Source organism: Lentzea sp. NBC_00516, assembly GCF_036346835.1.
Taxonomy (GTDB): domain Bacteria; phylum Actinomycetota; class Actinomycetes; order Mycobacteriales; family Pseudonocardiaceae; genus Lentzea; species Lentzea sokolovensis.
The window spans coordinates 484,248-507,383 of record NZ_CP107840.1; the positions used below are offsets into that span (position 1 = coordinate 484,248).

Consider the following 23,136-nt stretch of genomic DNA (forward strand, 5'->3'; position numbering starts at 1 on the left):
GGAGCCAACGATGTCTCGCATCCTGCTCATCGCCGTCACCGCCTTGCTCGTGACGGGGTGCACCAGCAGAGAAACCTCGACGACCGCGACCAGTGGAGGCCCCGCCGCATCTGCCGCGCAGAACCAAAGCGCTGGTCCCGGCTGTGCGCGCAGCAAGACCGGATACCCGCAAGTCGATCTCAAGGGTGCGATGGTCGGCTTCTCCCAGTCGGAGAAGGAAGCGAACCCGTTCCGCACCGCCGAGACGCAGTCGATCAGGGACGAGGCTGCGAAGCGCGGGGTGGAACTGCTGTACACGAACGCGCAGAGCGACCTGAACAAGCAGATCAGCGACATCAAGTCGATGATCGACCGCGGCGCGAAGCTGCTCATCGTGGCGCCGCTCAACTCCGACGGCCTGCAGCCCGCGTTCGACGCGGCCAAGGCCAAGCAGGTGCCGGTCGTGACGATCGACCGCAAGGTCACCGCGCAGCCGTGCACGGACTACCTGACCTTCATCGGTTCCGACTTCGTCAAGCAGGGCGAACGCGCCGCCCAGCAGATGATCAAGGCGACCGGCGGCACCGGCAAGGTCGCGATCCTGCTCGGCGCGTCGGGCAACAACGTCACGGTCGACCGCACCAAGGGCTTCAAGGACGGCATCGCCGGCACCCCCGGCCTCACCGTCGTCGCCGAGCAGACCGGCGAGTTCGACAGGTCCAAGGGCCAGGCCGTGATGGAGCAGCTCATCCAGAGCAACCCGGACATCACCGCCGTCTACGCCGAGAACGACGAGATGGGCGTCGGCGCCGTCACCGCGCTCAAGGCCGCCAACAAGGTGCCGGGCAAGGACGTCAAGGTCGTGTCCATCGACGGCACGCGCAACGCCGTGCAGCTGATCGCGGACGGCAGCTACACCGCCGTGGTCGAGTCCAACCCGCGCTTCGGCCCGCTCGCGTTCGACACGCTGGAGAAGTTCGGCAAGGGCGACGAGATCCCGCAGAACATCGTGATCTCCGACGACGAGTACGACACGACGAACGCGGCGCAGAAGCTCGGCAATGCCTACTGATCCGGTCATCGAGGTCGCCGGCGTCACCAAGACGTTCGCCGGCGTCCAGGCACTCGGCGATGTCGACTTCACGCTCCAGCGCGGCGAGATCCACGCGCTGGTCGGGGAGAACGGCGCCGGCAAGTCCACGCTGATCAAGGTGCTGACCGGCATCCACACCCCGGATGCCGGTCGGATCACCCGGAACGGGCACATCTCCACGATCTACCAGGAGGTGAACCTCGTTCCGCTGATGAGCGTGGCCGCCAACCTGTTCCTGGGCCGCGAGCCGCGCAACCGGTTCGGCCTGATCGACCGCGCCCGCCGCAACGCCGACGCCTCGGAACTCCTCCGTGGCTACGGCATCACCGCGGACGTGAGCAGTCCACTCGGGACACTCGCGGTCGGCGAGCAGCAGATGGTCGCGCTCGCCAGGGCGGTCGAGGCGAACGCGGACGTCGTGATCATGGACGAGCCCACGTCGTCGCTGGAACCACGCGAGGTCGAGACGTTGCTCGGCGTCGTGCGGAAACTGCACGAGGCGGGCATCTCGATCATCTACGTCAGCCACCGCATGGACGAGCTGTACCGGATCTGCGACACGGTCACGGTCCTGAGAGACGGGCGAAACGTTCACAGTGGTCCTCTCAAGGAACTTCCGCGCATCGAGCTGGTCTCGCTGATGCTCGGCAGGTCGGTCAAGGAGATCGAGAAGCACGGCACCACGGCGTTCGGCGAAGGTCACCACGCCGACACCCAGCCGGTGCTCGAAGCGCGGGACCTGACCAGCAAGCCGCGCATCAACGGCGTCAACGTGTCGATCAGGCCCGGCGAGGTCGTCGGCCTCGCCGGCCTGCTCGGGTCGGGCCGGACCGAGACCGCGAAGGCGATCATCGGCGCGCTTCCGCTCGACGGCGGCACGGTGATCGTCGCGGGCAAACCGGTGTCGCACAACGTGAAATCGGCGATGCGGGCGGGCATCAGCATGCTCGCCGAGGACCGCAAGACCGAGGGGATCATCCCGAACCTGTCCGTGCGCGAGAACATCGTGCTGGCCGCGCTGCCGCGGCTCAGCCGGTTCGGTGTGGTCAGCAGGTCCACCCAGGACCGGATCGTGGACACGTTCGTCAAACGCCTGCGCATCAAGGTGTCCAGCCCCGAGCAGAAGGTCGCGGAGCTGTCGGGCGGCAACCAGCAGAAGGTCCTGCTGGCCAGGTGGCTGTGCACGGAACCCAGGATCCTGCTGCTCGACGAACCGACGCGCGGCATCGACGTCGGTGCCAAGGCGGAAGTGCAGGAGCTGATCGACGAACTCGCGCGGGAAGGCCTGGCGGTGCTGCTGATCAGTTCCGAGCTGGACGAACTGCTCGACGGCGCGGACCGTCTGATCGTGCTGCGCGACGGATCGGTCGTCGGCGAGCTGGAAGGCGACCAGCTGACGAGTGAGCACGTGCTCGAGGCCATCGCGGCGGAGGTGATTGATGACGTCGACAGCCACTAGAACAGCCACGAGGACACGCTGGTTGCAGGACAACGGTGTCTATGTCGCCGTTGGCGTGCTGCTGCTGTTCAACGCCCTGTTCACGAGCAACTTCCTGACGCTGGGCAACTTCACCACCCAGCTCGTCCAGGCCGCACCGGTGCTGATCGTCGCGCTCGGCATGGCGCTGGTGATCGGCACGGAAGGCGTCGACCTGAGCGTCGGCGCGGTCATGGCGCTCGCCGCCGCGATCATCCCGCTCTACCTGGGCGCCGGCCCGCTCGTCGCGATCGTGATGGCGCTCGTCGTCGGCGTGCTCGCGGGAGCGTTCAACGGTTTCCTGGTCGCCAAGGTCGGCATCCAGCCGATCGTCGCCACCCTCGCGCTGCTGGTCGGTGGGCGCGGACTGGCACTGGTCATCGCCGAGGGCCAGCTCGTCCAGTTGCACGACCCGACGTTCCTGGAACTCGGCACCGGCGACGTGCTCGGAATCCCGATCAGCGTGCTGATCGCGGGATTGTTGGCGCTCACAATCGCCGGCCTGACGAACCGCACGACGTTCGGGCGTCAGCTCGTCGCGATCGGCGGCAACCGCAAGGCGGCCACGCTGGCGGGGCTCCCGGTCAACCGGGTGCTGGTCGGCGTCTACGCGATCTGCGGCGTGCTCGCGGCGATCGCCGGCGTGCTGGCCACCTCCAGGCTCGCCGCCAGCGACCCGGCCGACATGGGCCTGCTCATGGAACTGTCCGCGATCACCGCCGTGGTCGTCGGCGGAACCCCGTTGACCGGAGGCAAGGTCCGGGTGCTCGGCACGGTGTTCGGCGTGATCCTGATGCAGCTCGTCAGGGCCACGTTGATCAAGCACAACCTGCCGGACTCGATCGCGCAGATGATCCAGGCCGCGATCATCATCGCCGCCGTGTACGTGGCACGGGAGCGCCGATGATCACCACAACCACTCCCGCCGTTCCGAAGGCGGCCGCGCGGACCAAGGTCCTGCAACGCCAGGGCGCCGCCGTCGCGCTCGTGCTGATGGTCGCGGTGTCCTGGCTGGTCTTCCCGCGTTTCGGCAGCCTCGACAACCTGCGCGACCTGGCCCTGCAGGGCTCGTTCCTCGCGGTGATCGCGATCGGCATGACGTTCGTGATCATCACGGGCGGCATCGACCTGTCCGTCGGCTCCCTCTACGCGCTCGGCGGCGTGCTCGCGGCCTGGGGCTCGCAGTACGGGTTCCTGGCGGCGCTCGCACTGCCGCTGGTGGTCTGCGGGTTGATCGGCCTGATCAACGGACTGCTCATAGCCCGCACGAACATGGCGCCGTTCATCGTCACGCTGGCGTCGCTGCTGTTCGCCCGCGGACTCCTGCTCGCGATCACCGACGAGGGCGCCAACACCTACAAGATCCCGGCGGACAGCGCGTTCGTCGAACTGGGCCGCGGCACCGTGCTCGGCTTCGGCTATCCGATCTTCATCGCGGCCGTCCTCGCCGTCCTCGGCGGGATGATCCTGAACCGCACCAGCTTCGGCCAGAACGTGTTCGCGACCGGTGGCGCCGAGCAGTCGGCTGTCCTGCTGGGCGTTCCCGTCGCGAAGACCAAGATCCTCGTCTACACGATGAGCGGCACGCTGGCGGGTCTCGCCGGCGCCCTGACCGCCGCTTATCTGCAGTCGGGCGTCACGGTCATCGGCGTCGGCCTCGAACTGGACGCCATCTCGGTCGTCGTCATCGGCGGAACCCTGCTGACCGGTGGCATGGGCACGATCCTCGGCACCGTCATCGGCGTCGGCCTGATCAAGGTCATCCAGAACGTCATCAACCAGATCGGCACGCTCGACAGCAACTACCAGTCGGTGGTCAGCGGCGTGTTCTTGCTCATCGTCGTAGTCCTGCAGCGAATATTGCGAAGATAGGAGAGCCATGACCAGACGCGTCCTGGGCGTATTGGTCTCGATCCTGATCACAGCAACGTTCTTAACGCCGACAGCGCACGCGGCGGAGTGGGTACCGAAAGTCCCTCCGCTCTCGACACCCTGGACCTCCCAGGTGTCGCCGACGAACGCCCTGCCCGAGTACCCGCGACCGCAGCTGGTGCGCACCGAGTGGCAGAACCTCAACGGTGTCTGGGAGTTCGCCGGAGCACCGAACCTGAACAGTCCGCCCATCGGCCGCCCGCTGGCCGAAGGCGTCCTCGTGCCGTACCCGATCGAGTCCGCTCTGTCGGGCATCAAGCGGCACGAGGACAACATGTTCTACCGCCGCACCTTCACCGTTCCGTCCACCTGGAACGGTCGCAACGTCAAGCTGAACTTCGGCGCGGTGACCTGGGAGACGCGGGTCTGGGTCAACGGCAGGCAGGTCGGCACGCACACCGGCGGCTTCGACGCGTTCTCGTTCGACATCACCTCGGCACTCACCACCGGTGCGAACGAGATCATCGTCGGTGTGAGCTCGACGGTCGACGGCAGCCGCTATCCGATCGGCAAGCAACGCAGGAACCCGAGCGGGATCTTCTACACCGCGGCGTCCGGCATCTGGCAGACGGTGTGGCTGGAACCGGTGCGGGCAGCGAACATCACGCGTCTCGACACCACGCCGAACGTCGGCGCGGGCGCTCTCGACCTGGTCGTGCAGGGCACCGCGGGCCAGTCGGTCACGGCAGAGGTGCTCAGCGGCGGGCAGGTGGTCGGCAGGCAGACCGGCACGACCGGTGGCTCGCTGCGGGTGCCGGTGCCGAACGCCAGGCTGTGGTCGCCGGACGACCCGTTCCTCTACGACCTGCGCGTGACGCTGGCCGGTGGGGACGTCGTGACGGGCTACTTCGGCATGCGCTCGCTGGGCAAGGCGATGGTCGGCGGCGTCATGCGGCCGTTGCTGAACGGGAAGTTCGTCTTCCAGAGCGGCACGCTGGACCAGGGCTATTGGCCGGACGGCATCTACACCGCGCCGACCGACGAGGCGTTGCGCTTCGACCTCGAACGCCAGAAGGCGCTGGGGTTCAACATGGTCCGCAAGCACATCAAGGTCGAACCGGCGCGCTGGTTCTACCACGCGGACCGGCTCGGTCTGATGGTCTGGCAGGACATGCCGTCCGTCGACTCGATCGACGAGGCACCGAACTCGCACGCGAACTACGAGTCCGAGCTGCGCCGGATCCTCGACCAGCTCAAGGGCATCACGTCGATCGTGCAGTGGGTGCCGTTCAACGAGGGCTGGGGCGAGTACGACGCCGGCCGGATCGTGAACCTGGTGCGCTCGATCGACAACACCCGCCTGGTCAACCACAACTCGGGATCCAACTGCTGCGTCTCGGATCCCGACCCCGGCAACGGTGACGTGATCGACGACCACCACTACCAGATCTCGGCCGACACCCGTCAGCCCGACGCCAACCGGGTCGCGATGCTCGGCGAGTTCGGTGGTCTCGGCCGCCGGGTCGTCGGCCACGAGTACCAGCCGGGAGCAGGATTCGCCTACGGGGCCCTGTATCCGGACGAGCAGTCGCTGACCAAGCGGTACGAGGAGGTCATCAAGCAGGTGCAGCGGCTCGTCCACACGCGTGGGCTGTCCGCGATGGTCTACACCGAGCCGTACGACGTGGAGAACGAGGTCAACGGCTTCTACACCTACGACCGGCGCGTGCTGAAGATGACCGAGTCGCGGGTGCGGGACGTCAACCAGAGGGTGCTCGCGGTCGCGCGTGGCACGGCGGTCAGTCCGGACGACGTGGTGTCGTTGCGCGTCACCACTTCCGGTTACACCAACCGCTACCTGCGCCACCAGGAATCGCTGGCCCGCACCGACGTGATCAGCACGGACCTGGGCAAGCTCGACGCCACGTTCCACCCGCGGCCCGGACTCGCCGACGCTGCCTGCCTTTCGTTCGAGTCGCGGAACTTCCCCGGCCAGTTCCTCAGGCACAGCAACGGACGCATCCGCACAGACGTGAACAACGGCACGATCGCCGCCGATGCCACGTTCTGCGCTCGTGAAGGCTCTGGTGGTACCGCTCTGGAGTCGTTCAACGTGCGCGGTTCGTTCGTCCGGCACTACAACGAGGGCGTCTACCTGGCACGCTCCGGTGGCCCGAACCCCTGGGACACCGCGAACTCCTTCGCCGCCGACACGACGTGGGCGATCGGGACCGGGCTGTGGCGCAGCGGCGCGGAACTGCCGCTGGACCAGGCCCGTTCGTTCCGCGTCACCTCGCCCGGCTTCACGGACCGCTACCTGCGGCACCGGGAGTCGTTGGCGCGCACGGACGTCGTGACCAGCACGAGCGACAGCTTGACCAAGGCGGACGCGACGTTCGTCGTCCGGCGCGGGCTCGCCGACCCGACCTGCTACTCGTTCGAATCCCGCAACATCTCCGGGCAGTTCCTGCGGCACGCGGACTTCCGCGTCCGCCTCGGCACCAACGACAACACCGACCTGTTCCGCCGGGACGCGACGTTCTGCGCGCAACAGGGCACTGGCGGCGTCCGGCTCGAATCGGTCAACGAGCTCGGCACCAACATCCGGCACTACACGGAGGAGGTCTGGGTCGCCTCGAACGGCGGCGCGCACGTGTACGACAACCCTGCTTCGTACAACCAGGACGTGAGCTGGGCCGTGAGCTCACCTTGGACACCGTAGGAGAGAACATGCTGCTACGCATAGTTTCCGTGTCCGCGATCGTGCTGAGCACGATCACCATCCCTGCCGTGACGGCGTCGGCGGACGTCGTCGACGCGATGAGCCGCGACCTCGGGATCACCCAGGCGCAGGCTCTGACGAGGATCCGCGCCGAGAAGGTGGCGCTGAAGATCGCTCCGGCCGCCGAGCAGGCCGCCGCCGACGCGTTCGGCGGCAGCTGGTACGCCGACGGCAAGCTTCAGGTCGCGGTGACCGACCCGGCGAAGGTCGAGGCGGTCAAGGCCGCGGGTGCGCAACCGGTGTTGCGCACGAAGACACTCGCGTCCCTGAACGCGGTGAAGACGGGCATCGACAGACTGTCGAAGGCCGGATCGGTGTCGAAGGACGTCGCCGGGTGGCGGGTCGACGTCGAGCGCGGCACCGTGGTGGTCGACGCCCTGCCGGGAGCCGATGTCTCGGGCCTGCCCAAGGATGTTGTCGTCAACACGGAAGGCGTCCAGCGGCCGCAGACCTTCGCGGCCGGCACCGTGGGCGGTGACCCGTTCTACACGGGCAACGTCCGCTGCTCGATCGGCTTCTCGGTGCACGGCGGCTACGTCACCGCCGGACACTGCAACGTCGGCGCCTGGAACGTCTACGGCTGGGACCGTTCGTGGCAGGGCGAGTTCGTCGGCTCTTCGTTCCCCACCAACGACTACGGCTGGGTGCGCACCGGTGGCGGCTGGTGGAACGTGCCGGTCGTGCTCGGCTGGGGTCAGGTCGGTGACGCCCTCGTGCGCGGTTCGTGGGAGGCCCCGCCCGGCACCTCGGTGTGCCGCTCGGGCTCGACCACGCACTGGCACTGCGGCGTGGTCCAGGGCCGCAACGAGACCGTGAACTACCAGCAGGGCGCGGTCTACGAGATGGTCGGCACCAGCGTGTGCGCCGAGCCTGGCGACTCCGGCGGCTCGTTCATCACCGGTGACCAGGCGCAGGGCGTGACGTCCGGCGGCTACGGCAACTGCTCCGGCGGCGGCCGCACCTGGTTCCAGCCCGTCAACGAGATCCTGCGCACGTACGGGTTGACCCTCCTCACCGCCTGATCGGCCGATGTCCACCGGGACGCGAACGCGTATTTTCTTCACGTCTGCGTCCCGGTGGATCTCTTGGTCGAGGTGGTCACGTGCTGGCAGCCGGTCTGGTGTTCGCGATGCTGGCGAGCGGCTCTCCGCTCGATCCCAGGGAGCCCGGCGAGCACTCGGTGGTCTATCGCGCCGAGACCGTCATCTCCGCGCCGCAGGAACGCATCTACGGCCTCATCACCGACTTCCCGGGCTATGCGCGCTGGAATCCGTGGGTCGTCAAGGCGGCGGGTGGCACCGCGCCGGGCGACGAGGTTCGCGTGGACGTGCTCCTCGGCTCGGTGAAGATGGCCGCGAAGCACACCGTGCTCAACGGCGTTCCGGGCCGGCGCTTCTGCTGGAAGGACGCGGGCTGGAACGCGTGGTTCGTCTACGGCCAGCGTTGTCGGACGCTCACACCGCAGCCTGACGGCACCGTGCTGGTCACCAACGAACTGCTGGTCGACGGCGTGCTGTCCGGGGGAGCGGACCTGTTCATCGGCAAGGCCATGAAGGACGGCATGCAGGCCGAGAACGCCGCTCTGAAGCGGGCCGCCGAACTCTGATCACCTGTCAGCGGGCCAGTTCGGCGAGCAGGTCGATGGTGCGGTTCTGCTCGTCGGCGGTTCCGTAGGGCGCGGCCATGAACTCGGTGACGCCGGCATCGCGAAGCCGGGCGAGTGCCTGTGCCACCTGGGTTTCCGTGCCGACGATCGCGACGTCCTGCGGTCCGGCCACGCCTTCCCGGTCGAGCGTCGCGCGGTACTCGGGCACCTGCGCGGCGAGCGCGAACTGCTCGGCGATCCGGGCGCGGACGTCGTCGGGGGTGCTCGTGACGCACACGGGCAGTCCGGCGACGACTCGCGGTGCCTGTCTTCCGGCCGCCGCCTTGGTGATGGCGGGAACGATGTGCTCTCCCAGGGCTTTCGGCCCCGTCATCCAGGTCACGGTCCCGTCGGCGAGTTCTCCCGCCAGGCGCACCATGCGCGGTCCCATCGCCGCGACGATCACCGAGGGCGCCGGCACGTCGCCTGGGACGGTCACTGCCCCCATCGCGGTGAGCGTATCGCCGCGGTACTCGACACTTTCCCCTTGCAGCAACGGTCCGAGCACCGTCAGGTAGTCGCGCATGCGCTGCACGGGCCGGTCGGTGGGCAGTCCGAACATCCCCGAGACCATCGCGGCGACACCTACGCCGACGCCCAGCGTCAGGCGTCCCGTCACGGCGGCCTGCGCCGTCAGCGCCTGCCCTGCCAGCATCATCGGGTGCCGCTGGGGAACCGGAACCACGGCCGTGCCCACGGCGATGCCGGGGACGGTGGCACCGGCCACCGCGATGGCGGTCAACGCGTCCCAGCCCAGCGCCTGACTTGCCCACGCGGTGGCGAATCCGGCGTCGGCCGCCACCCTCACCTGGTCGACGACCGCGTCCAAGGTCGCGGGACCGCGCACGTCGCCGACCGCTAATCCGATCTTCATTCTTCGTCTCCACCTGTCCAGGAATCTAAGTGGAGGGACCACCCCACTTGTGGTCCGGTACGATATGGGGGACCCACCCCACTTAGCAACAAGGTTGCGGAACCATGGGAGAAACCCCCGGCTCGTCAGGTCGGCGTGCCGACGCACAGCGCAACCGCGACCGAGTGGTGGCCGCGGCCAGTGTGGTGATCGCCGAGTCCGGAGCCGAAGCGTCCCTGGAGGAGATCGCCCGCCGCGCCGGAGTCGGATCGGCCACTCTGCATCGGCACTTCCCGCGCCGTGCGGAGCTGTTGGAAGCGGTGCTCCGCGATCGCGTGCAGGCCTTGTGCGATCAAGCGGAGGACCTGCTGACGGCGCCGGACGCGGGGGCTGCGCTGGTGACCTGGCTGCGTGCTGTGGTGACGCACGCGGCCACAGCGCGGGGGCTGGGGCCGGCGCTGACGGGATACCAGTCCGATCCGGAGTTCTCGCCCCACACCATGATCCGGGAAGCCGCACAGCAGCTCCTGGCTCGTGCGCACGCAGAGGGTTCGGTCGGCCCGAACGTCACCGTGGACGACGTCCTGCAACTCGCGAACGGGATCTCCCTGGCGGTCGAGTCCCTCCCCGACCCGGCGCAACGCGCGGACGTGCTGGTGGCTCTGGTCGCCGGCGGTCTCCTGGCGGTCTAGTTGAACAGAATCCGCTTGGCCACGGCCTTTCCTGGCGGTGTGCGCAGCGTTGTGAACGCGAACTCGGCGAGGTTCGGACTCCTGACGAGCGACAGGCCACGCCGCAGCAGTGACCTGGTGCGGTAGCGCCGCCGCATGGCCGCCCCGTCGTAGTGCTCCAGCACATACCTGTTGCCGCTGCGCAGGTAGTCGAACGTGACCGAGGCCGCGAGCTCCGACATCCGCATGCACGGATCTAGCCCGCCCGCGGTGAGCGGTGAGACCGCGCCCGCCGCGTCACCGACCAGCAGACCCTGCGGCGACACGATCCGGCGCAGCAGCCCGCCGACCGGAATCGGCCCGCCCCGGCGCTTCACCGGCCCGGCGGGCTCCGGCACCGGGAAACTGTCGCGGAAGCGTTGCAGCAGCTGGGGGAGCGGTGCGGTGAACCGGTCGGCGCGGCCGGCCAGCCCGATGTGAGCGTGCTCGCCGTCGTCGATGACCCAGGCGATGTAGCCGGGCGCGATCCGCGGGTCGACCACGCAGTGGAACGTCGGCGTCGAGCCGGTTGCGACCGGGTAGACCTCCTCGATGCCGGTGATCAGCTGCCGGTTGACGTCCAGGCCGAGGTTCTTCGCGACCGTGGACCGGGCGCCGTCCGCGCCGATCGTGAAGCGGGCTTTCGTGGACTTCGCCGGATAGCTGGAGTTCAGGTGAACGTGCGCACCCGCACGTTCGGCGTCCTCGACCGCCGCTGCGTAGATGCCCTCCATGTCGCCGACGCGGAACTCATCGCGAGCGCTCACGAACTCCACCGGTTCCTTCAGCGACGGCGGGTAGAGCAGCACTCGCCGGACCGCCGGCCCCAGGTGGGGAAGCTCGTAGTCGTCGAGCGTGCGCCGGACGAAGATCCCGGTCGTGCGAATTCCGGTCTCCAGGCTTGTCCTACGTTCACAAACGGCCACGTCGAGACCTGCTTCCGCGAGCAGGCGCGCGGTGTTGAGACCGGCCAGCCCGGCGCCGACGACGAGCACGTCCACGGTGTCCATGTCCCGACGCTAGGTCCGATCACCGGACCGGTTCCCGTTTCCCGGCAACACCTTCACCGGATCTGCACCGTTTCTCCACGAATGTGAGCCCTTGACACGTCGGAGGTCTGTCCCAGATCGTGTGGGTACCGCTGCCTCGGACCGCCGCCCTGGTTCGAGGAGGAACCGCATGCAGTTGTTCAACCGCCGCACCGCGCTGCGAGGGGCTCTCGCCGTCGCGGCCACGCCACTGGCCGCCGGTGTGGCCTCCGCTGACGTGGGTGCGATGGCGTTCGTGCAGAAGTGGGCCCCGAACCCCGGCTCGGCCGGGCTGAAGGCGTTCGTCGGCATCGAGGACGACCGCTCGAACTCGCATCCCTCGGCCACGCACATCTTCGCCGAGAGCGACCAGTACCGGTTCGTGATGCACAAGTCCGATCGGGACGGTTCCGACCGGCAGCGCAACGAGGTGCGCGCGATCCAGACCGGCAGCACCCGCCATGACATGAAGAAGGGCGAGACCTGGCGTTTCAACTACCAGATGTACATCCCGGCGTCGTTGAAGGGCACCACCAGCTTCTCGCACATCTTCCAGGTCAAGCACACCGGCGTGGACTCGCCGGTGGTCACCATGTCGCTGTTCCGCTCCGGCTCCACCGAGACCGTCGAGATGCGACTGTTCGGCGCGGGCCAGGCGAAACTCGGCAGCACGCCGCTGGCACCGTTGCGCAACAAGTGGATCGACGTCGAGATCGAGATCAAGGTCGCCGACTCCGGCAGCCTGCGCTATTCGCTGAAGGACGGCGGCACGACTGTCGTCAACGCCTCGCGGTCCGGCTTCGACACGTGGCTGGGCGGTGACCAGGCGCATCCGAAGTGGGGCATCTACCGGAGCATCAACGACTCCGCGCAACTGCAGGACACCTACCTGTTGCTCCGCAACATGAAGGCGTATCGAAACGAATAGTGGGTGTTCCCAGGAAGCCGTCGAGAGGTGAGAATTACTCGCGTGGGGGATCTTCACGGACGAACTGTCGAGAGCAGGGCCGGTGTCGCCGCGTTCCTGGCGGGCGTGTGGCTCATCGCCGCACCACCGGTCCTGCACTTCGGCGCGTCACTACACGCTTTCCGGCCCTACTGGTGGTCGATGGGCCTGGCCGTGGTCGTGATGCTGCTCGGCATGGTGCGGGCGATGGCGCCGCTGGACGTGCCGCTGGCGCAACCGATCACGATCGGTCTGGCGGTAGGCCTGATCGTCGTCGCACTGTTCCGAACGGACGGTGGCGCGGCGGCCGTTTGGCTCAACCAACTGGTTGTCGGCGCTCTCATCGCCCTGTCGGCCGCGCTCGCGTTGCTGATCAGCATGCGTCGATGAGGTGGTCGGACCACTGCCTGATCTGCTCGGGTCAGCAGGAACTCGTGGTCAACGTCCGCGAACGCGGGCCCTACGAGCAGATGCACGACTACACCCGCGTGCTCTTCTGTCGTGCGTGCTCGGTCGGTGAGCTGCGGTCGTTCAGCTACGACGGTTTCGTGGTGTTCGGCGAGGAGGACGAGGTCATGGTCTGGTCCTCGGTCCTCTCCGCTGCTGACGTCGACTCGCTGCGCTCGGTCTTCACCTGCCCGACCCCGCTGGCGGGCAACTGCGAATGTCGCCACCACGTCCGGGCTTACGACACGAGTCTTCGTGTGAACAAGACACGGCTGCCGGAGCACGGGCCCGACCGGCACAGTCCGGCCGGGCGCACCACCGCTGTTGTGGAGTTGGTGGACGGACTGGTGGAGTTCCGCTCGGTGTCCTAGCAGCGCTCGCTGGTCTTGGCGAACAGGAAGTAGCTGCTCCCGTCGACCTCACCGTGAGCGCGCGTGCACACGTCCAGCGTGTCCGCCCCGCCCGACCACAACTCCTGCTGCCCGCGAGCGCCGGTCTTGTAGCCGTTCGAGTTGTTCGGCCGCGTCTGAACGTACGTGCGGAGCGTGAAATCCCTGCCATGACTGGCAATCCACGAGTCCCACACGTAGATGTAGGAGTAGTTCTTGCCGCAGCCCGCGTACTGCTTGACCGAGGCGACCGTCGTGCTGCCGTTGTTCACGTAGGCGGTCGACCCGATCTGGCCGGCGCCAGGGCACGCGGGGTTGGTCTCGGCCTGGGCGGTACCGGTCAGCACGGTGGCCGCCGCTGCCGCGATCGCCGCCACAGCCAGAATCTTGCGCATGGGTAGCTCCTCCTGGGTTTGGTTCGGAGCCTGCGCTTGTCCGGTTAGCCGCCGGTAAATCAGTCGATCACGGCGGTGGCCTCGATCTCGACGAGGTGCTCCGGCACGTCCAGCGAGGCCACCCCGATCAACGTGGCCGGCGGTTTCGCGGTCTCACCGACCCTCGCCCTGGCGTTCTCGATGCCCTTGAGGAGCTCCGGCATCAGGTCCTGCGTCCACCCGACGACGTACATCCGGACCCTGACCAGGTCCTTGAACGACGCTCCCGCGGCCTTGAGCGCGGTGTGAACGTTCACATAGGCCTGCTCGGTCTGCAGGGCGAGGTCGGGCTCGGTGTCCCAGGCGACCTGTCCGGCCAGGTAGATCGTCTTCGCGCCGCTCGCGACGGCCACGTGGTGGTAGACGTCCAACTGCGGCAGCTCGTCGGAGTTGATGAGCGTGACGGCCATTGCGGGTCTCCCTAGTCGCTCTCTTGTGGTTACTCGGTAACCGTAGGAGAGTGAGCACTGACCTGGAAGAACGCACTTTTTCGAGAGTGGGGCACCACAAGGTGAGCAAGCAGCTCAGCGGCGATCTGGCCCGCGCGGATTCGCTGGCCCGCGAGATCTTCTCCGACATCGCCAACAAGTGGGCGCTGCTGATCGTCGAGACCATCGGCGACTCGACGAAGCGCTTCACCGAGCTCAAGACGGAGGTGGACGGCATCAGCCACAAGATGCTGACCCAGAACCTGCGGCTGCTGGAGCGCAACGGGCTCGTGTCGCGCGTCGTGCATCCGACGGTGCCGCCGCGTGTCGACTACACGCTCACCGAGCCGGGGCAGGCGTTGCGGGCGACCGTGGACGCGATGTGCGCTTGGACGACGCGGTACCTGGGGGACATCGAGGAGGCTCGCGGCCGCTTCGATCGTTAGGAGCGCTACCCCTTCTGTGTCAGGGCATCGCGGGCCTGGGCCCGGCCGCCGCCGTACCTTCTTGGGACGCCGTGTCCCGCCGGTGGGTTGCCTTCGCGAGGCGAACTTCACGACATTCACTACGAGGCTAGTGAAAGTTGCTACCTTGCTGTGGTGGCAGCGAAAGGAGGTGGCCGTGAACACGCGAAGGCATCCTGAGTCCGAGCTTCCGGTCCTCGCCGAAGGTGTGGGCAAGAGACACCGCACGAGCTGGGCGCTGGGCCGGACGTTCCTGGGGATCCCGAACAACCGGGTTGTCGCCCCCGGAGCAGGACCAGCCGTTCTGTTGCAGCCTCGCGGTGTGCGAACTGGTGCGCCTCGCCGCGGCCATGAACGACCGCTGGTTCAGCACCGTGTCCGCGGGCGCCCGCGTCCGGGTGGCCATCGCGCCACCGCCGGGCCGGCTGCTTCTCCTGGGTGAGCTGGTGACCGACCTCGATGCGCCGGCTCGTGAACCGGTGCGAGGTGTACGACCGCATGCGCGTGATCGAGGACGGCCGAGTCCGGTTCGACGGCGGCATCGAGAAGTCCCCGCGCTGCATCGCATCCTGGTCGACTCTGTCGCCGACGAGTCCGTTGTGGAGGGAAAGGCTTCCACACCCCGGCGCGAGTCCATGGTCCGCGAAGGCTGAGTGGTGCCGCGGAGATGCTGCGGCACAGCGCTTCGTCGTGTCCGAATCCGGTTCCCGGTAACGGTGACCGGAGTGCTTGGCCTGGGGGCCGAGTAGTCCTGGACGTCACCTCGTGCTCTGCCAGGCGGTCCCGCACGACCGGCCACAAAGGCGTGCGCAGGGCGTCGTCGTCTCCCTTCCACTGATTTCCGGACACCTGGAATCACTCGGCGGCGTCGAGCAACAGATGGCGCAACTCGTCGTGAAGAGTTCCTCCTCGCTCGGTTGGATAGGATCAATGGTCATTTCGGATGATGCGAGTCGGCTCTCCCGAGAAGTAACCCTGAATCTGGTCACGCAGCGGCTGCCGAAGCAGCCGCCGAAGCGGCGTGGCCGGGTCAAGTGGGCCGTTTCGGCGGGACTGGTGACCGCGCTGGTCGCGGTCCTCGTCGTGGCGTTCCAGGTCGGCTCGGACGACTGGCGCACCGACTGCACCGAGTTCACGCCGGTCGCGGATGTGGTGCCCGCCTTGGAGAAGGCGCGCCAGGCGCTTTTGAGCGTCGGACATGAGCCAGTGCTTTCGATGGAGATCGTCGACCTGGACACCTGTGCGACGGCCGTGTCCTGGAAGGGCGACCTTGCTCAACCCGCTGCCTCGGTGGTGAAACTGCTCATCGTGCTGGACTTGTTGCAGAGAACCTCCACGAACTCCGGTGCTGTGGAGAACGACGTCATCGCGATGCTCACTCGTAGCGATGATGGCGTGGCGAGCCGGTTGTGGCAGGAGGGCGGAGGGTCGGCGATCGTCACTCGCCAGGTCAAGGCGCTCAACCTGCGCAACACGCGGCCGCCGGCGGTCGCGGGTCAATGGGGGAGCACGGCGATGTCGGCCTCGGACATCTCGACCGTCTACCGCCACATCGCCGGTGCCCTCGAGGCTGAGGACCGTGAACTGCTGACGTCGGCGATGGCCGAGGCGCCGCGCGCCGCAGCGGACGGATTCGACCAGCACTTCGGCATTCCCAGCGGCCTGCCGGGCGCGACGTGGGCGATCAAGCAGGGCTGGGGCAGCTCAGGCGGCCGCCGTGTGCTCAACAGCACGGGGTTGGTCAAGTTCGGCGACACCTATGCCGTGACACTGATGAGCTCTTGGCGCCAGGACGCCGACTGGGCGACGGTGAGCGCCGCGCTGACCAAAGCCACCAACGCTCTCCGCGGCACCATGCGCTAGTTCCGCCGCACAGCCGATCTTGTCGCGGTGCCGGGCGGCACGGTGGCCAGACGATCCACTTAGGACACGGCTTTTCGGGTGGAGGGCGGCGAGAAAAGGACTTCCGAAATGAAAGCGGTAGGCGACGCCTCCGGCGTGGCCTCGCGGTGAGTGCCCTGCCCGTCCCCGCCCTGCGCCCAGTCGCCACGGCTCAGGTTCTGCTGTGGGAGCGCACGATCTCGCCGAACACCTTCTTGAACTCGGCGAACCGTTCGCCGCCCACGAGTTCGGCCAGCCGCGCCTCGATCTCGGCGATGATCCTTTGCGCCTGGACCAGTTCCTTCTGGAAGCCCGAGAGCAGGTGTGCGGAAAGGACGCCGACGTCTGGCAGGGGAGGAGGTTAACCCGGCGGCGGCCGAGTCCGAAGAGGACGGACGAACTCGGCACGCCTCGTGGGCAGAAGTCAGGCCCGCGGCTCGTACAGGCTGAACGGGGTGCCCTGGTCGTCCGAGCAGTGGGCGATGCGGCCTACGTCCGGCACGGTCTGCACGTCGTCGCTCTTGCCGCCGAGGTCGGCGACCTTGCGCACGGACGCGTCGATGTCCGTGGTGTGGAAGTAGATCCGCGGCTGGGTGAGCTGGGCGTCCTTGACCGCGATCGCGCCGGACGCGCCGTTCGTGATGAAGTGGTAGTCCTCGCCCATCTGGCTGGTTTCCCAGCCGAACACGCCCGCGTAGAACGCCCTTGCCCGCGCGGTGTCCTCGGCGGGCAGCTCGAACCAGTTGACCTGTCCGGACATGTCGATCGCTCCTTCGGTTGTCGGGACTGACGAGCGAAGGACGAGCGAGCGGGACCGCACTCGACATCAGCCGCGAAGAATTTCGAGGCCGCTTTCGTGGTGGTCGAGTGCGGCGCCGACGGCAGCGGCGACGGTGACCTCGAAGATCTCGTCCTCGGTGTGGTCCTGCTTGAGGCGGGCGATGTCGTCGTCGGTGAGGCGGTAGGAGGCGGTGCGAATCGTTGCCGCGTAAGAACCCCAGGCGTCACCGGCGGCTGCCGCCTGCCTGAGCTCGGGCGGCGTGCGGGCAGGAGCCTCCAGCACGGCACGGCGGAGTTCGGCGGGGGAGCCGGAACCGGGGCCGGTGAGGAAGCGCGGGAACCGGTAGCCGAACCGGTGCAGCGACCGCGTGCCTGACTCCAGCTGGCCGGGCAGCAGCGCGAACCCGAACGCGTTCGCGAGCCTGTTCACCACCTGCCAGATCAGGCTGACGTTCAACGCGTCCGCCATCGCGTCGGTAGGTACGTGCCCGGAAAGTGTCAGGTTCTCCACGAATGCAAGCGCTGCAACGAGTTCCGGGCGCAACGGCGAGGGATCACCGGCGATCTTGACCAGTTCGGTGTGCGTGACGGCGCAGTACGGGCACTGCAGTCGTTCGGCAGTGCGTTGTGCCATGTACTCGCGTTCGCCCGCCGTCCAGAACGACGGCCCGCGCATCGCCTCCGCGCTCAGGTCGAGGAACACCGCGCCGAAGAAGTCCGGGCGGTACAACAGGGTCTTCGGCACGTCGGACATCGGGACGCGCGACACCAGCCCGGTCAGACCGAAGAACATCCGGGCCGGCAGGCGGTGGCCGTGGTCGAGCACGCGCAGCCGCATCAGGGGACCTCCAGGGAACGCAGGCGGGCGGCGAGGAACCGGCGATCGGCCGGGGTGACCGCCAGGTCGTGGGCGAGCCGGTACGCGGCAACGGCCTCGGAGCGCCGGTCCAGGCGCCGCAGCAGGTCGGCGCGGGCGGAGTGCAGCAGGTGGTAGGAGTCCAGGCCGCTGATCCCTTCGATCAACGAGAGCCCGGCCGCGGGGCCGTCGACCATCGCGACGGCGACCGCGTGGTTGAGTTCGATCACCGGAGTCGGTGCCACCACGAGGAGTTCGGCGTACAGGGCCGCCACGCGGGCCCAGTCGACCGGGTCCTGCACGTGCAGGGCGGCGATCACGGCGTGCAGCACGTACGGGCCGGGCGAACCGAACCGCAGCGCCCGGTCGAGCAGCGTCATGCCCTCCGAGATCTCCTCGACGTTCCAGAGCGAACGGTCCTGGTCCTCGAACAGCACGAGGTCACCGTCGGACGAGATCCGGGCCGCACTGCGCGAGTTGTGCAGCAGCATCAACGCCACCAGACCGTGCGCTTCCGGTTCGTCGGGCATGAGCGTCGCGACGAGCTTGCCCAGTCGCAACGCTTCGAGCCGCAGTGAGGCGTCCGCGGTGGTGTAGCCGCGCGTGAAGATCAGGTAGAGCACCCCGAGCACGCCCTGCAGCCGTTCGGGCAGCAGGTGGTCGGCCGGCACCTCGAACGTGATGCCGGCGTCACGGATCTTGCGCTTGGCCCTGACCAGCCGCTGGGCCAGCGCGGGCTCGGCGACGAGGAACGTCCGCGCGATCTGCGCCGCCGTGAATCCCGCCACCGCCTGGAGTGTGAGCGCTAACCGCGCATCCTCTCCCAGAGCGGGATGGCAGCAGGTGAAGATCAGGCTCAGGCGTTCGTCGCCGAGGTCGACGAGCTGCTTCTCGGTCATCGCGACCGGCTCCGGCACGGACGGCAGCTTGGTGCGGGCCATCTTGGCGTGCCGGATCCGGTCCAGGGCGTGGTTGCGGGCGACGGTGAGCAGCCAGGCGAACGGATCGTCCGGAACTTGTGAACGTGGCCATTTCCGCAACGCCTGCGAGCACGCCTCCTGCAGCGCGTCCTCGGCCAGCTCGAAGTCGCCCAGCGCCCGCACCAGCGCCGCGAGCATCCGGCTCCGGTGCTGGCGGTACACCCGTTCGACCGCTGCCGAGGCGAGGTCGCTCATGTCACCCCGTGGTTCAGGCCGGGGATGTGGTCGACGGGGCGCACCTCGATCGTCGCGCCGAAGTGCGCCTGCGGGATCATCTCCGCCAGCTCGAGCGCCTCGTCCAGGTCGCGGCAGTCGAGCAGGTAGTAGCCGCCGAGGTGTTCGTGGGTCTCCGCGAACGGGCCGTCGGTGAGCAGCGCCTTGCCGTCCCGCACCCGCACCGTGGTCGCGGTGGTGACGGGTTTCAGCGGGTCACCGGACACGAACGCGTTCCGGCGCCGGCACTCGTCGGCGAACGCGTTGACCCGCGTGAGGATCTCCTCGAACCGCGGGTCGCCGGGGTGCGGGCGGTCCTCGCAGTTGTAGATCAGGAACATGTAGTGCATGCGTGCCCTCCAGTCGTCGTTCCGAGGACGAACGAGATCCCTGGAAGTCGACATTCGAGCACGCGGTGTTTCTCACGGCGCGGCGAGCGCCTCCGTCGGGGTGAGCCGCGACGCCCGCACGGCCGGATAGACCCCGGCGACCACGCCCGTCACGACCGCCGCGCCGAGTCCGGCCAGGACCATCTCGATCGGGATCACCGCGGGCCAGTTGTGCGCGAACGCGTAGCCGGCGGTTCCTGTCAGCCCCAACAACACGCCCGCGATGCCGCCGAGCAGGCACAACACGACCGACTCCGTGAGGAACTGCGTCCTGACCTGACCGCGGTTCGCGCCCAGAGCCCGGCGCAGGCCGATCTCGCGCTTGCGTTCCAGCACGGAGATCACCATCGTGTTCGCGACCCCGATGCCGCCGACCAGCAGCGCCACGCCGGCGAGGCCCAGCATCAGCGCCGAGAAGGTGTTCTCGGTGAGCCGCTTGGCCGTGAGCGCGTCGGACGGGCGGCTGACCCGCACCTGCGACGGCTGCTCCGGGTAGACGGTCTGCGGCAGCACCGCCCGCACGTCGTCGATCGACGGCTCCTGCGCCCTCAGGTAGAGCACGGTGGGCCGCTGGTCGAAGCCGAGGTCCTTCGCCGACTCCCAGCCGACCAGCGCCGACCGTTCGATCTCCGGCGCTAGCGGCAGGGGAGCGAGGATCCCGATCACCGTGAACCACGTGTCGTTGATCCTGACCTGGGCGTCCGGCGCGGTGATGCCGAGCCGGGTCGCGGCGATGTCGCCCAGCACGACGGTCGGGAACTTCTCGGTGGCCTCGGTGAGGAACGAGCCGGTCCGCACGCGGCCGTTGATCGTGTCGAGGAGGTTGAGCTTCGTGGCCAGCACGGTCAGTCCTGACGTCTCCGAGTCCGGGATCCGGTCGGAACGGCGGATCACGGCGTGCGTGTTCGCGACCGCGCTGACCTGGTCGGCCGGTCCGATGCGCTCGACCATCGCGACGGAGTCCGGTGGCAGCGACGCGGCCTCGTTGCCGGAACCGGTGGCGGCCTCGGCGCGCAGCAGGTTGGTGCCCAGCGTGGCGAACTCCTCCATCAGTGCGGCGCGGCTCGACGCCGGGATGCCGGTGACCACGACGAGCGTGGCGATGCCGATGGAGATGCCGAGCGCGGACAGTACGGCCCGCATCGGCCTGGTCCGCAACGGGGACAGGCCGAGCAGCAGGAGGTCGGTCAGGCTGAGGCGGGTGGGTTTGACGTCACGAGGGTTCGCGGACCTGGCTCGGCGTGCGGTGTGAACGCTCACGTCGTCACCTCCGCGCGGATGCGGCCGTCCCTGATCTCCACCTGGCGCGGCAGCCTCGCCGCCACCTCCCGGTCGTGGGTGATCACCGCGAGCGTCGTGCCCTCGCTGTTCAGGTCGAGCAGCAGGTCCAGCACCGCGCGCCCGGTCGCCGTGTCCAGCGCACCAGTCGGTTCGTCGGCCAGCACCAGCGCGGGCCGGTTCACCACGGCACGGGCGATGGCGACGCGTTGGCGTTCACCACCGGACAGCTCGTGCGGCCGGTGCCGAAGTCGATGACCCAGTCCCACGCGGGTCAGTGCTTCGGTCGCCATCGCGGCCCGCCATTTGCGCGGGGTGCCCGCGTAGAGCAGGCCGGTCGCGACGTTGTCGATGGCCGTGAGGCCGTCCGCGAGGTGGAACTGCTGGAACACGAACCCGATCCGCCGCCCGCGCAACGCTGAGAGCTGCCGGTCGGACAGCGTGGAGATGTCGTGCCCGTCCAGCCTCACCGTGCCGCTGGACGGACGGTCCAGCGTGCCGAGCAGGTTGAGCAGCGTCGACTTGCCCGAACCCGACGGGCCGACGATCGCGACGGCCTCACCTTCGTGCAGCGTCAGCGAAACACCGTCGAGGGCGCGCACACCGCCCGCGTACTCCTTGACGGCGTCCATGATCTGGAGAACCGGGGTCACGACGTCGTCACCACCCGCATGCCCTCGCTGAGGCCACCGCCGCTGATCTCGACGAGCCCACCGGCGAACAGGCCGGTCTTCACCGCGACGAGCCCGCCTTCCTCGGTCTGCACCGCGTAACCGCCCTCGCGCAACGCCAGCAGCGCCGTCACCGGCACCGCCAGCACGCCCTGCCTCGCGGTGCTGGTCAGCCGGATCCGCACCGGACCCGAGTCGAACTCGCCGACCTCGGCGTCGAGGCCGATGTCCACGGCGATCACCGGGGTCTCCTCGCCGTTGCCGTTCTTCTCGGACTTGGCTTCAGTGCTGACCGACCGCACGGTGCCGGCGGTCTCGGTGCCGTTCGGCAGCACGACGGTGACCTTCAGGTCCTTTTTGAACACTTCGGCCTGCCGCGCGTCGATCGAGGCGTCGACGGCCTTGCCGGTCGCGGTCACGCTCATCAGCGGGCCCTCGCCGGACGCCGACAGCTTCGCGGTGACCGACTCGACGCGCACCTTCCCGGACAGCACCACGACGTCACCGGGATCCAGAGCGCCGCTCTCCTCGACCTTCTCGGCCTTCTGCCACCGCTTGACCGCGTCGATCGTGGCCGGCGTCAGTTCGTCCGGGGCCCCGCCGAGCTTGTAGCCGAGAGCGCCCAGGTTGTCCTTCACGATCTTCACGTCCGGGCCCTTGGTGCCGGCCTTGTCGAGCTTGCGCCACAACGGGGTGTCGCCGAAGAACAACCAGACCGGGCGGTTGTCCACTTTGTACACGGCGGCGCCGCGATCGACGGCCGCGCCGGGAGCGGGGAGCCAGGTGAGCGTGCCCGCCCGTCGTCCCGTCACCTCCTGCGAGGCGCCGAAACCGAGGGTGGCCTTGAACTCCCGGACGTCGGTCAGGTCGGTCTTCACCACGGCGACGGTCCGCGGTGCCGGTGGTGGCGAGGACTGGGCGGGCGCGCGGCGCGTCCAGGTGAGCGCTAACACGCCGCTGACCAGTACGAGAGCGACGACGCCGGCGATGATCCACCGCTTCACTTACGTCCTCCGCCGAACACTTCCTGCTCGCAGTCCTCCTCGATCTTGCGGCGCTGGTCCTCCGGCAGGGTCTGTTCGCCGTCGTAGGTCCAGCTGCCGGGCTCGGTCTCGATGACCTTCATGCCACGGCTGTTGAGGCACTGGACGTTCTTGTGCCAGTTGTCCGCGAACGTCGGGTTCTTCGAGTCCATCTCCCACGGAGGCAGCGGCCACGTCTTCGCGCACAACTTCCACGCCTCGTCGCTGTACTGCGCGGGCCGGAGGGTGCCGGCGGGACCGGGGCCGGTTCCCGTCGCGTTCGGGTCCTTCTCGGCGAGGCAGGCGGTGTGAGCGTTGTACAACCGCTGCTTCTCCTCCTCGGTCATGTCCATGCGCAACCGCGGCTGACCGTCGTCTTTGGGCGTCGCGGCGGTGGAGGAGGGCACGGCGACGCCGGAGGACTGCAGGGACGCGACGTTCGAGGACGGCGGAGGCGCGGCCTGGCCGCACGCGGAGAGCAGCAGCACGGCGGCGCCGATCAACAGCCTGGGATTCATG

26 protein-coding genes are annotated in these 23,136 nt (G+C 68.2%); 14 read left to right on the forward strand and 12 right to left on the reverse strand.

What is annotated here, in order from left to right:
• Positions 1-10: 10 nt before the first annotated feature.
• The 7 genes from OG205_RS02260 (at position 11) to OG205_RS02290 (ending at position 8,809) form a co-directional block, all read left to right on the forward strand.
• Complete coding sequence (locus OG205_RS02260; protein WP_330274538.1) at positions 11-1,051, forward strand: ABC transporter substrate-binding protein; 1,041 nt, start codon at positions 11-13, stop codon at positions 1,049-1,051.
• A complete protein-coding gene (locus OG205_RS02265) occupies positions 1,041-2,531 on the forward strand; it encodes a sugar ABC transporter ATP-binding protein (RefSeq protein WP_330274539.1) in 1,491 nt (496 codons plus the stop codon). The genes OG205_RS02260 and OG205_RS02265 overlap by 11 nt, the downstream gene beginning before the upstream one ends.
• Positions 2,512-3,456 carry an ABC transporter permease gene (locus tag OG205_RS02270; RefSeq protein WP_330274540.1) on the forward strand — a complete coding sequence of 315 codons (945 nt, stop codon included), beginning with the start codon at positions 2,512-2,514 and terminating at the stop codon, positions 3,454-3,456. The genes OG205_RS02265 and OG205_RS02270 overlap by 20 nt, the downstream gene beginning before the upstream one ends.
• Positions 3,453-4,421: an ABC transporter permease gene (locus OG205_RS02275; protein WP_330274541.1), complete on the forward strand. Its 969-nt coding sequence runs from the start codon at positions 3,453-3,455 to the stop codon at positions 4,419-4,421. Before OG205_RS02270 ends, OG205_RS02275 begins: the two co-directional genes overlap by 4 nt.
• Positions 4,422-4,554: 133 nt before the next feature.
• Positions 4,555-7,143, forward strand: a complete 2,589-nt coding sequence (locus tag OG205_RS02280) for an AbfB domain-containing protein (RefSeq protein WP_330274542.1) — start codon at positions 4,555-4,557, stop codon at positions 7,141-7,143.
• Positions 7,144-7,151: 8 nt separating this feature from the next.
• Complete coding sequence (locus OG205_RS02285; RefSeq protein WP_330274543.1) at positions 7,152-8,225, forward strand: S1 family peptidase; 1,074 nt, start codon at positions 7,152-7,154, stop codon at positions 8,223-8,225.
• Positions 8,226-8,305: 80 nt separating this feature from the next.
• The gene (locus OG205_RS02290) at positions 8,306-8,809 is read left to right on the forward strand and encodes an SRPBCC domain-containing protein (RefSeq protein ID WP_330274544.1); all 504 of its coding nucleotides are present in this window, start codon (positions 8,306-8,308) and stop codon (positions 8,807-8,809) included.
• Between the two features lie 7 nt (positions 8,810-8,816).
• On the opposite strand, the gene OG205_RS02295 is transcribed toward OG205_RS02290, so the two are convergent.
• Entirely contained in the window at positions 8,817-9,722 is a 906-nt protein-coding gene (locus tag OG205_RS02295; RefSeq protein WP_330274545.1) for a TIGR03564 family F420-dependent LLM class oxidoreductase, read from the reverse strand.
• Between the two features lie 104 nt (positions 9,723-9,826).
• On the opposite strand from OG205_RS02295, the gene OG205_RS02300 reads away from it, so the two are divergent.
• Entirely contained in the window at positions 9,827-10,393 is a 567-nt protein-coding gene (locus OG205_RS02300) for a TetR/AcrR family transcriptional regulator (protein ID WP_330274546.1), read from the forward strand.
• On the opposite strand, the gene OG205_RS02305 is transcribed toward OG205_RS02300, so the two are convergent.
• Positions 10,390-11,421, reverse strand: a complete 1,032-nt coding sequence (locus OG205_RS02305) for an NAD(P)/FAD-dependent oxidoreductase (protein WP_330274547.1) — start codon at positions 11,419-11,421, stop codon at positions 10,390-10,392. The genes OG205_RS02300 and OG205_RS02305 overlap by 4 nt on opposite strands.
• Positions 11,422-11,590: 169 nt before the next feature.
• Between OG205_RS02305 and OG205_RS02310 the strand changes: the two genes are divergently transcribed.
• The 3 genes from OG205_RS02310 to OG205_RS02320 are packed head-to-tail and all read left to right on the forward strand — an operon-like array spanning position 11,591 to position 13,203.
• The gene (locus OG205_RS02310) at positions 11,591-12,367 is read left to right on the forward strand and encodes a Tat pathway signal sequence domain protein (RefSeq protein ID WP_330274548.1); all 777 of its coding nucleotides are present in this window, start codon (positions 11,591-11,593) and stop codon (positions 12,365-12,367) included.
• Between the two features lie 42 nt (positions 12,368-12,409).
• Positions 12,410-12,775, forward strand: coding sequence for a hypothetical protein (locus OG205_RS02315; RefSeq protein WP_330274549.1), 366 nt, complete (start codon positions 12,410-12,412; stop codon positions 12,773-12,775).
• The gene (locus tag OG205_RS02320; RefSeq protein WP_330274550.1) at positions 12,772-13,203 is read left to right on the forward strand and encodes a hypothetical protein; all 432 of its coding nucleotides are present in this window, start codon (positions 12,772-12,774) and stop codon (positions 13,201-13,203) included. Before OG205_RS02315 ends, OG205_RS02320 begins: the two co-directional genes overlap by 4 nt.
• Here OG205_RS02320 and OG205_RS02325 read toward each other — a convergent pair.
• Positions 13,200-13,616 (reverse strand): hypothetical protein, encoded by a 417-nt coding sequence (locus tag OG205_RS02325; RefSeq protein WP_330274551.1) that lies wholly within the window; start codon positions 13,614-13,616, stop codon positions 13,200-13,202. The two genes, OG205_RS02320 and OG205_RS02325, sit on opposite strands and share 4 nt — an antisense overlap.
• A 59-nt stretch (positions 13,617-13,675) precedes the next feature.
• A complete protein-coding gene (locus OG205_RS02330; protein ID WP_330274552.1) occupies positions 13,676-14,065 on the reverse strand; it encodes a RidA family protein in 390 nt (129 codons plus the stop codon).
• Positions 14,066-14,151: 86 nt separating this feature from the next.
• Here OG205_RS02330 and OG205_RS02335 point away from each other — a divergent pair, with 86 nt between their 5' ends.
• From OG205_RS02335 to OG205_RS02345, 3 genes are all read left to right on the forward strand, one after another.
• Entirely contained in the window at positions 14,152-14,529 is a 378-nt protein-coding gene (locus OG205_RS02335; protein ID WP_330274553.1) for a winged helix-turn-helix transcriptional regulator, read from the forward strand.
• A 338-nt stretch (positions 14,530-14,867) separates the two neighbouring features.
• Positions 14,868-15,200, forward strand: coding sequence for a hypothetical protein (locus OG205_RS02340; RefSeq protein ID WP_330274554.1), 333 nt, complete (start codon positions 14,868-14,870; stop codon positions 15,198-15,200).
• Between the two features lie 277 nt (positions 15,201-15,477).
• The gene (locus tag OG205_RS02345; RefSeq protein WP_330274555.1) at positions 15,478-16,410 is read left to right on the forward strand and encodes a hypothetical protein; all 933 of its coding nucleotides are present in this window, start codon (positions 15,478-15,480) and stop codon (positions 16,408-16,410) included.
• A gap of 442 nt (positions 16,411-16,852) precedes the next feature.
• Here the strand turns inward: OG205_RS02345 and OG205_RS02350 are convergent, their stop codons facing one another.
• The 8 genes from OG205_RS02350 to OG205_RS02385 form a co-directional block, all read right to left on the reverse strand.
• Positions 16,853-17,188, reverse strand: coding sequence for a VOC family protein (locus OG205_RS02350; protein WP_330274556.1), 336 nt, complete (start codon positions 17,186-17,188; stop codon positions 16,853-16,855).
• Between the two features lie 66 nt (positions 17,189-17,254).
• Positions 17,255-18,046 carry a hypothetical protein gene (locus OG205_RS02355; RefSeq protein ID WP_330274557.1) on the reverse strand — a complete coding sequence of 264 codons (792 nt, stop codon included), beginning with the start codon at positions 18,044-18,046 and terminating at the stop codon, positions 17,255-17,257.
• Positions 18,046-19,239: an RNA polymerase sigma factor gene (locus tag OG205_RS02360; protein ID WP_330274558.1), complete on the reverse strand. Its 1,194-nt coding sequence runs from the start codon at positions 19,237-19,239 to the stop codon at positions 18,046-18,048. Before OG205_RS02360 ends, OG205_RS02355 begins: the two co-directional genes overlap by 1 nt.
• A complete protein-coding gene (locus OG205_RS02365; protein WP_330274559.1) occupies positions 19,236-19,607 on the reverse strand; it encodes a YciI family protein in 372 nt (123 codons plus the stop codon). The genes OG205_RS02360 and OG205_RS02365 overlap by 4 nt, the downstream gene beginning before the upstream one ends.
• 72 nt (positions 19,608-19,679) lie before the next feature.
• Positions 19,680-20,906 (reverse strand): ABC transporter permease, encoded by a 1,227-nt coding sequence (locus OG205_RS02370; protein ID WP_442916731.1) that lies wholly within the window; start codon positions 20,904-20,906, stop codon positions 19,680-19,682.
• Entirely contained in the window at positions 20,903-21,577 is a 675-nt protein-coding gene (locus OG205_RS02375; RefSeq protein WP_330274560.1) for an ABC transporter ATP-binding protein, read from the reverse strand. Before OG205_RS02375 ends, OG205_RS02370 begins: the two co-directional genes overlap by 4 nt.
• Positions 21,574-22,599 (reverse strand): peptidoglycan-binding protein, encoded by a 1,026-nt coding sequence (locus OG205_RS02380; protein WP_330274561.1) that lies wholly within the window; start codon positions 22,597-22,599, stop codon positions 21,574-21,576. Before OG205_RS02380 ends, OG205_RS02375 begins: the two co-directional genes overlap by 4 nt.
• Positions 22,596-23,135 (reverse strand): hypothetical protein, encoded by a 540-nt coding sequence (locus OG205_RS02385; RefSeq protein ID WP_330274562.1) that lies wholly within the window; start codon positions 23,133-23,135, stop codon positions 22,596-22,598. The genes OG205_RS02380 and OG205_RS02385 overlap by 4 nt, the downstream gene beginning before the upstream one ends.
• Position 23,136 lies beyond the last annotated feature (1 nt).

Bases quoted from the DNA above. Each gene is read 5' to 3' on its own strand.
- OG205_RS02350 (WP_330274556.1), bottom strand. From the start codon at position 17,188: ATGTCCGGACAGGTCAACTGGTTCGAGCTGCCCGCCGAGGACACCGCG.
- OG205_RS02260 (WP_330274538.1), top strand. From the start codon at position 11: ATGTCTCGCATCCTGCTCATCGCCGTCACCGCCTTGCTCGTGACGGGG.
- OG205_RS02285 (WP_330274543.1), top strand. From the start codon at position 7,152: ATGCTGCTACGCATAGTTTCCGTGTCCGCGATCGTGCTGAGCACGATC.
- OG205_RS02360 (WP_330274558.1), bottom strand. From the start codon at position 19,239: ATGAGCGACCTCGCCTCGGCAGCGGTCGAACGGGTGTACCGCCAGCAC.
- OG205_RS02300 (WP_330274546.1), top strand. From the start codon at position 9,827: ATGGGAGAAACCCCCGGCTCGTCAGGTCGGCGTGCCGACGCACAGCGC.
- OG205_RS02355 (WP_330274557.1), bottom strand. From the start codon at position 18,046: ATGCGGCTGCGCGTGCTCGACCACGGCCACCGCCTGCCGGCCCGGATG.
- OG205_RS02320 (WP_330274550.1), top strand. From the start codon at position 12,772: ATGAGGTGGTCGGACCACTGCCTGATCTGCTCGGGTCAGCAGGAACTC.
- OG205_RS02325 (WP_330274551.1), bottom strand. From the start codon at position 13,616: ATGCGCAAGATTCTGGCTGTGGCGGCGATCGCGGCAGCGGCGGCCACC.
- OG205_RS02270 (WP_330274540.1), top strand. From the start codon at position 2,512: ATGACGTCGACAGCCACTAGAACAGCCACGAGGACACGCTGGTTGCAG.
- OG205_RS02295 (WP_330274545.1), bottom strand. From the start codon at position 9,722: ATGAAGATCGGATTAGCGGTCGGCGACGTGCGCGGTCCCGCGACCTTG.
- OG205_RS02345 (WP_330274555.1), top strand. From the start codon at position 15,478: ATGGTCATTTCGGATGATGCGAGTCGGCTCTCCCGAGAAGTAACCCTG.
- OG205_RS02365 (WP_330274559.1), bottom strand. From the start codon at position 19,607: ATGCACTACATGTTCCTGATCTACAACTGCGAGGACCGCCCGCACCCC.
- OG205_RS02305 (WP_330274547.1), bottom strand. From the start codon at position 11,421: ATGGACACCGTGGACGTGCTCGTCGTCGGCGCCGGGCTGGCCGGTCTC.
- OG205_RS02385 (WP_330274562.1), bottom strand. From the start codon at position 23,135: ATGAATCCCAGGCTGTTGATCGGCGCCGCCGTGCTGCTGCTCTCCGCG.
- OG205_RS02275 (WP_330274541.1), top strand. From the start codon at position 3,453: ATGATCACCACAACCACTCCCGCCGTTCCGAAGGCGGCCGCGCGGACC.
- OG205_RS02265 (WP_330274539.1), top strand. From the start codon at position 1,041: ATGCCTACTGATCCGGTCATCGAGGTCGCCGGCGTCACCAAGACGTTC.
- OG205_RS02330 (WP_330274552.1), bottom strand. From the start codon at position 14,065: ATGGCCGTCACGCTCATCAACTCCGACGAGCTGCCGCAGTTGGACGTC.
- OG205_RS02310 (WP_330274548.1), top strand. From the start codon at position 11,591: ATGCAGTTGTTCAACCGCCGCACCGCGCTGCGAGGGGCTCTCGCCGTC.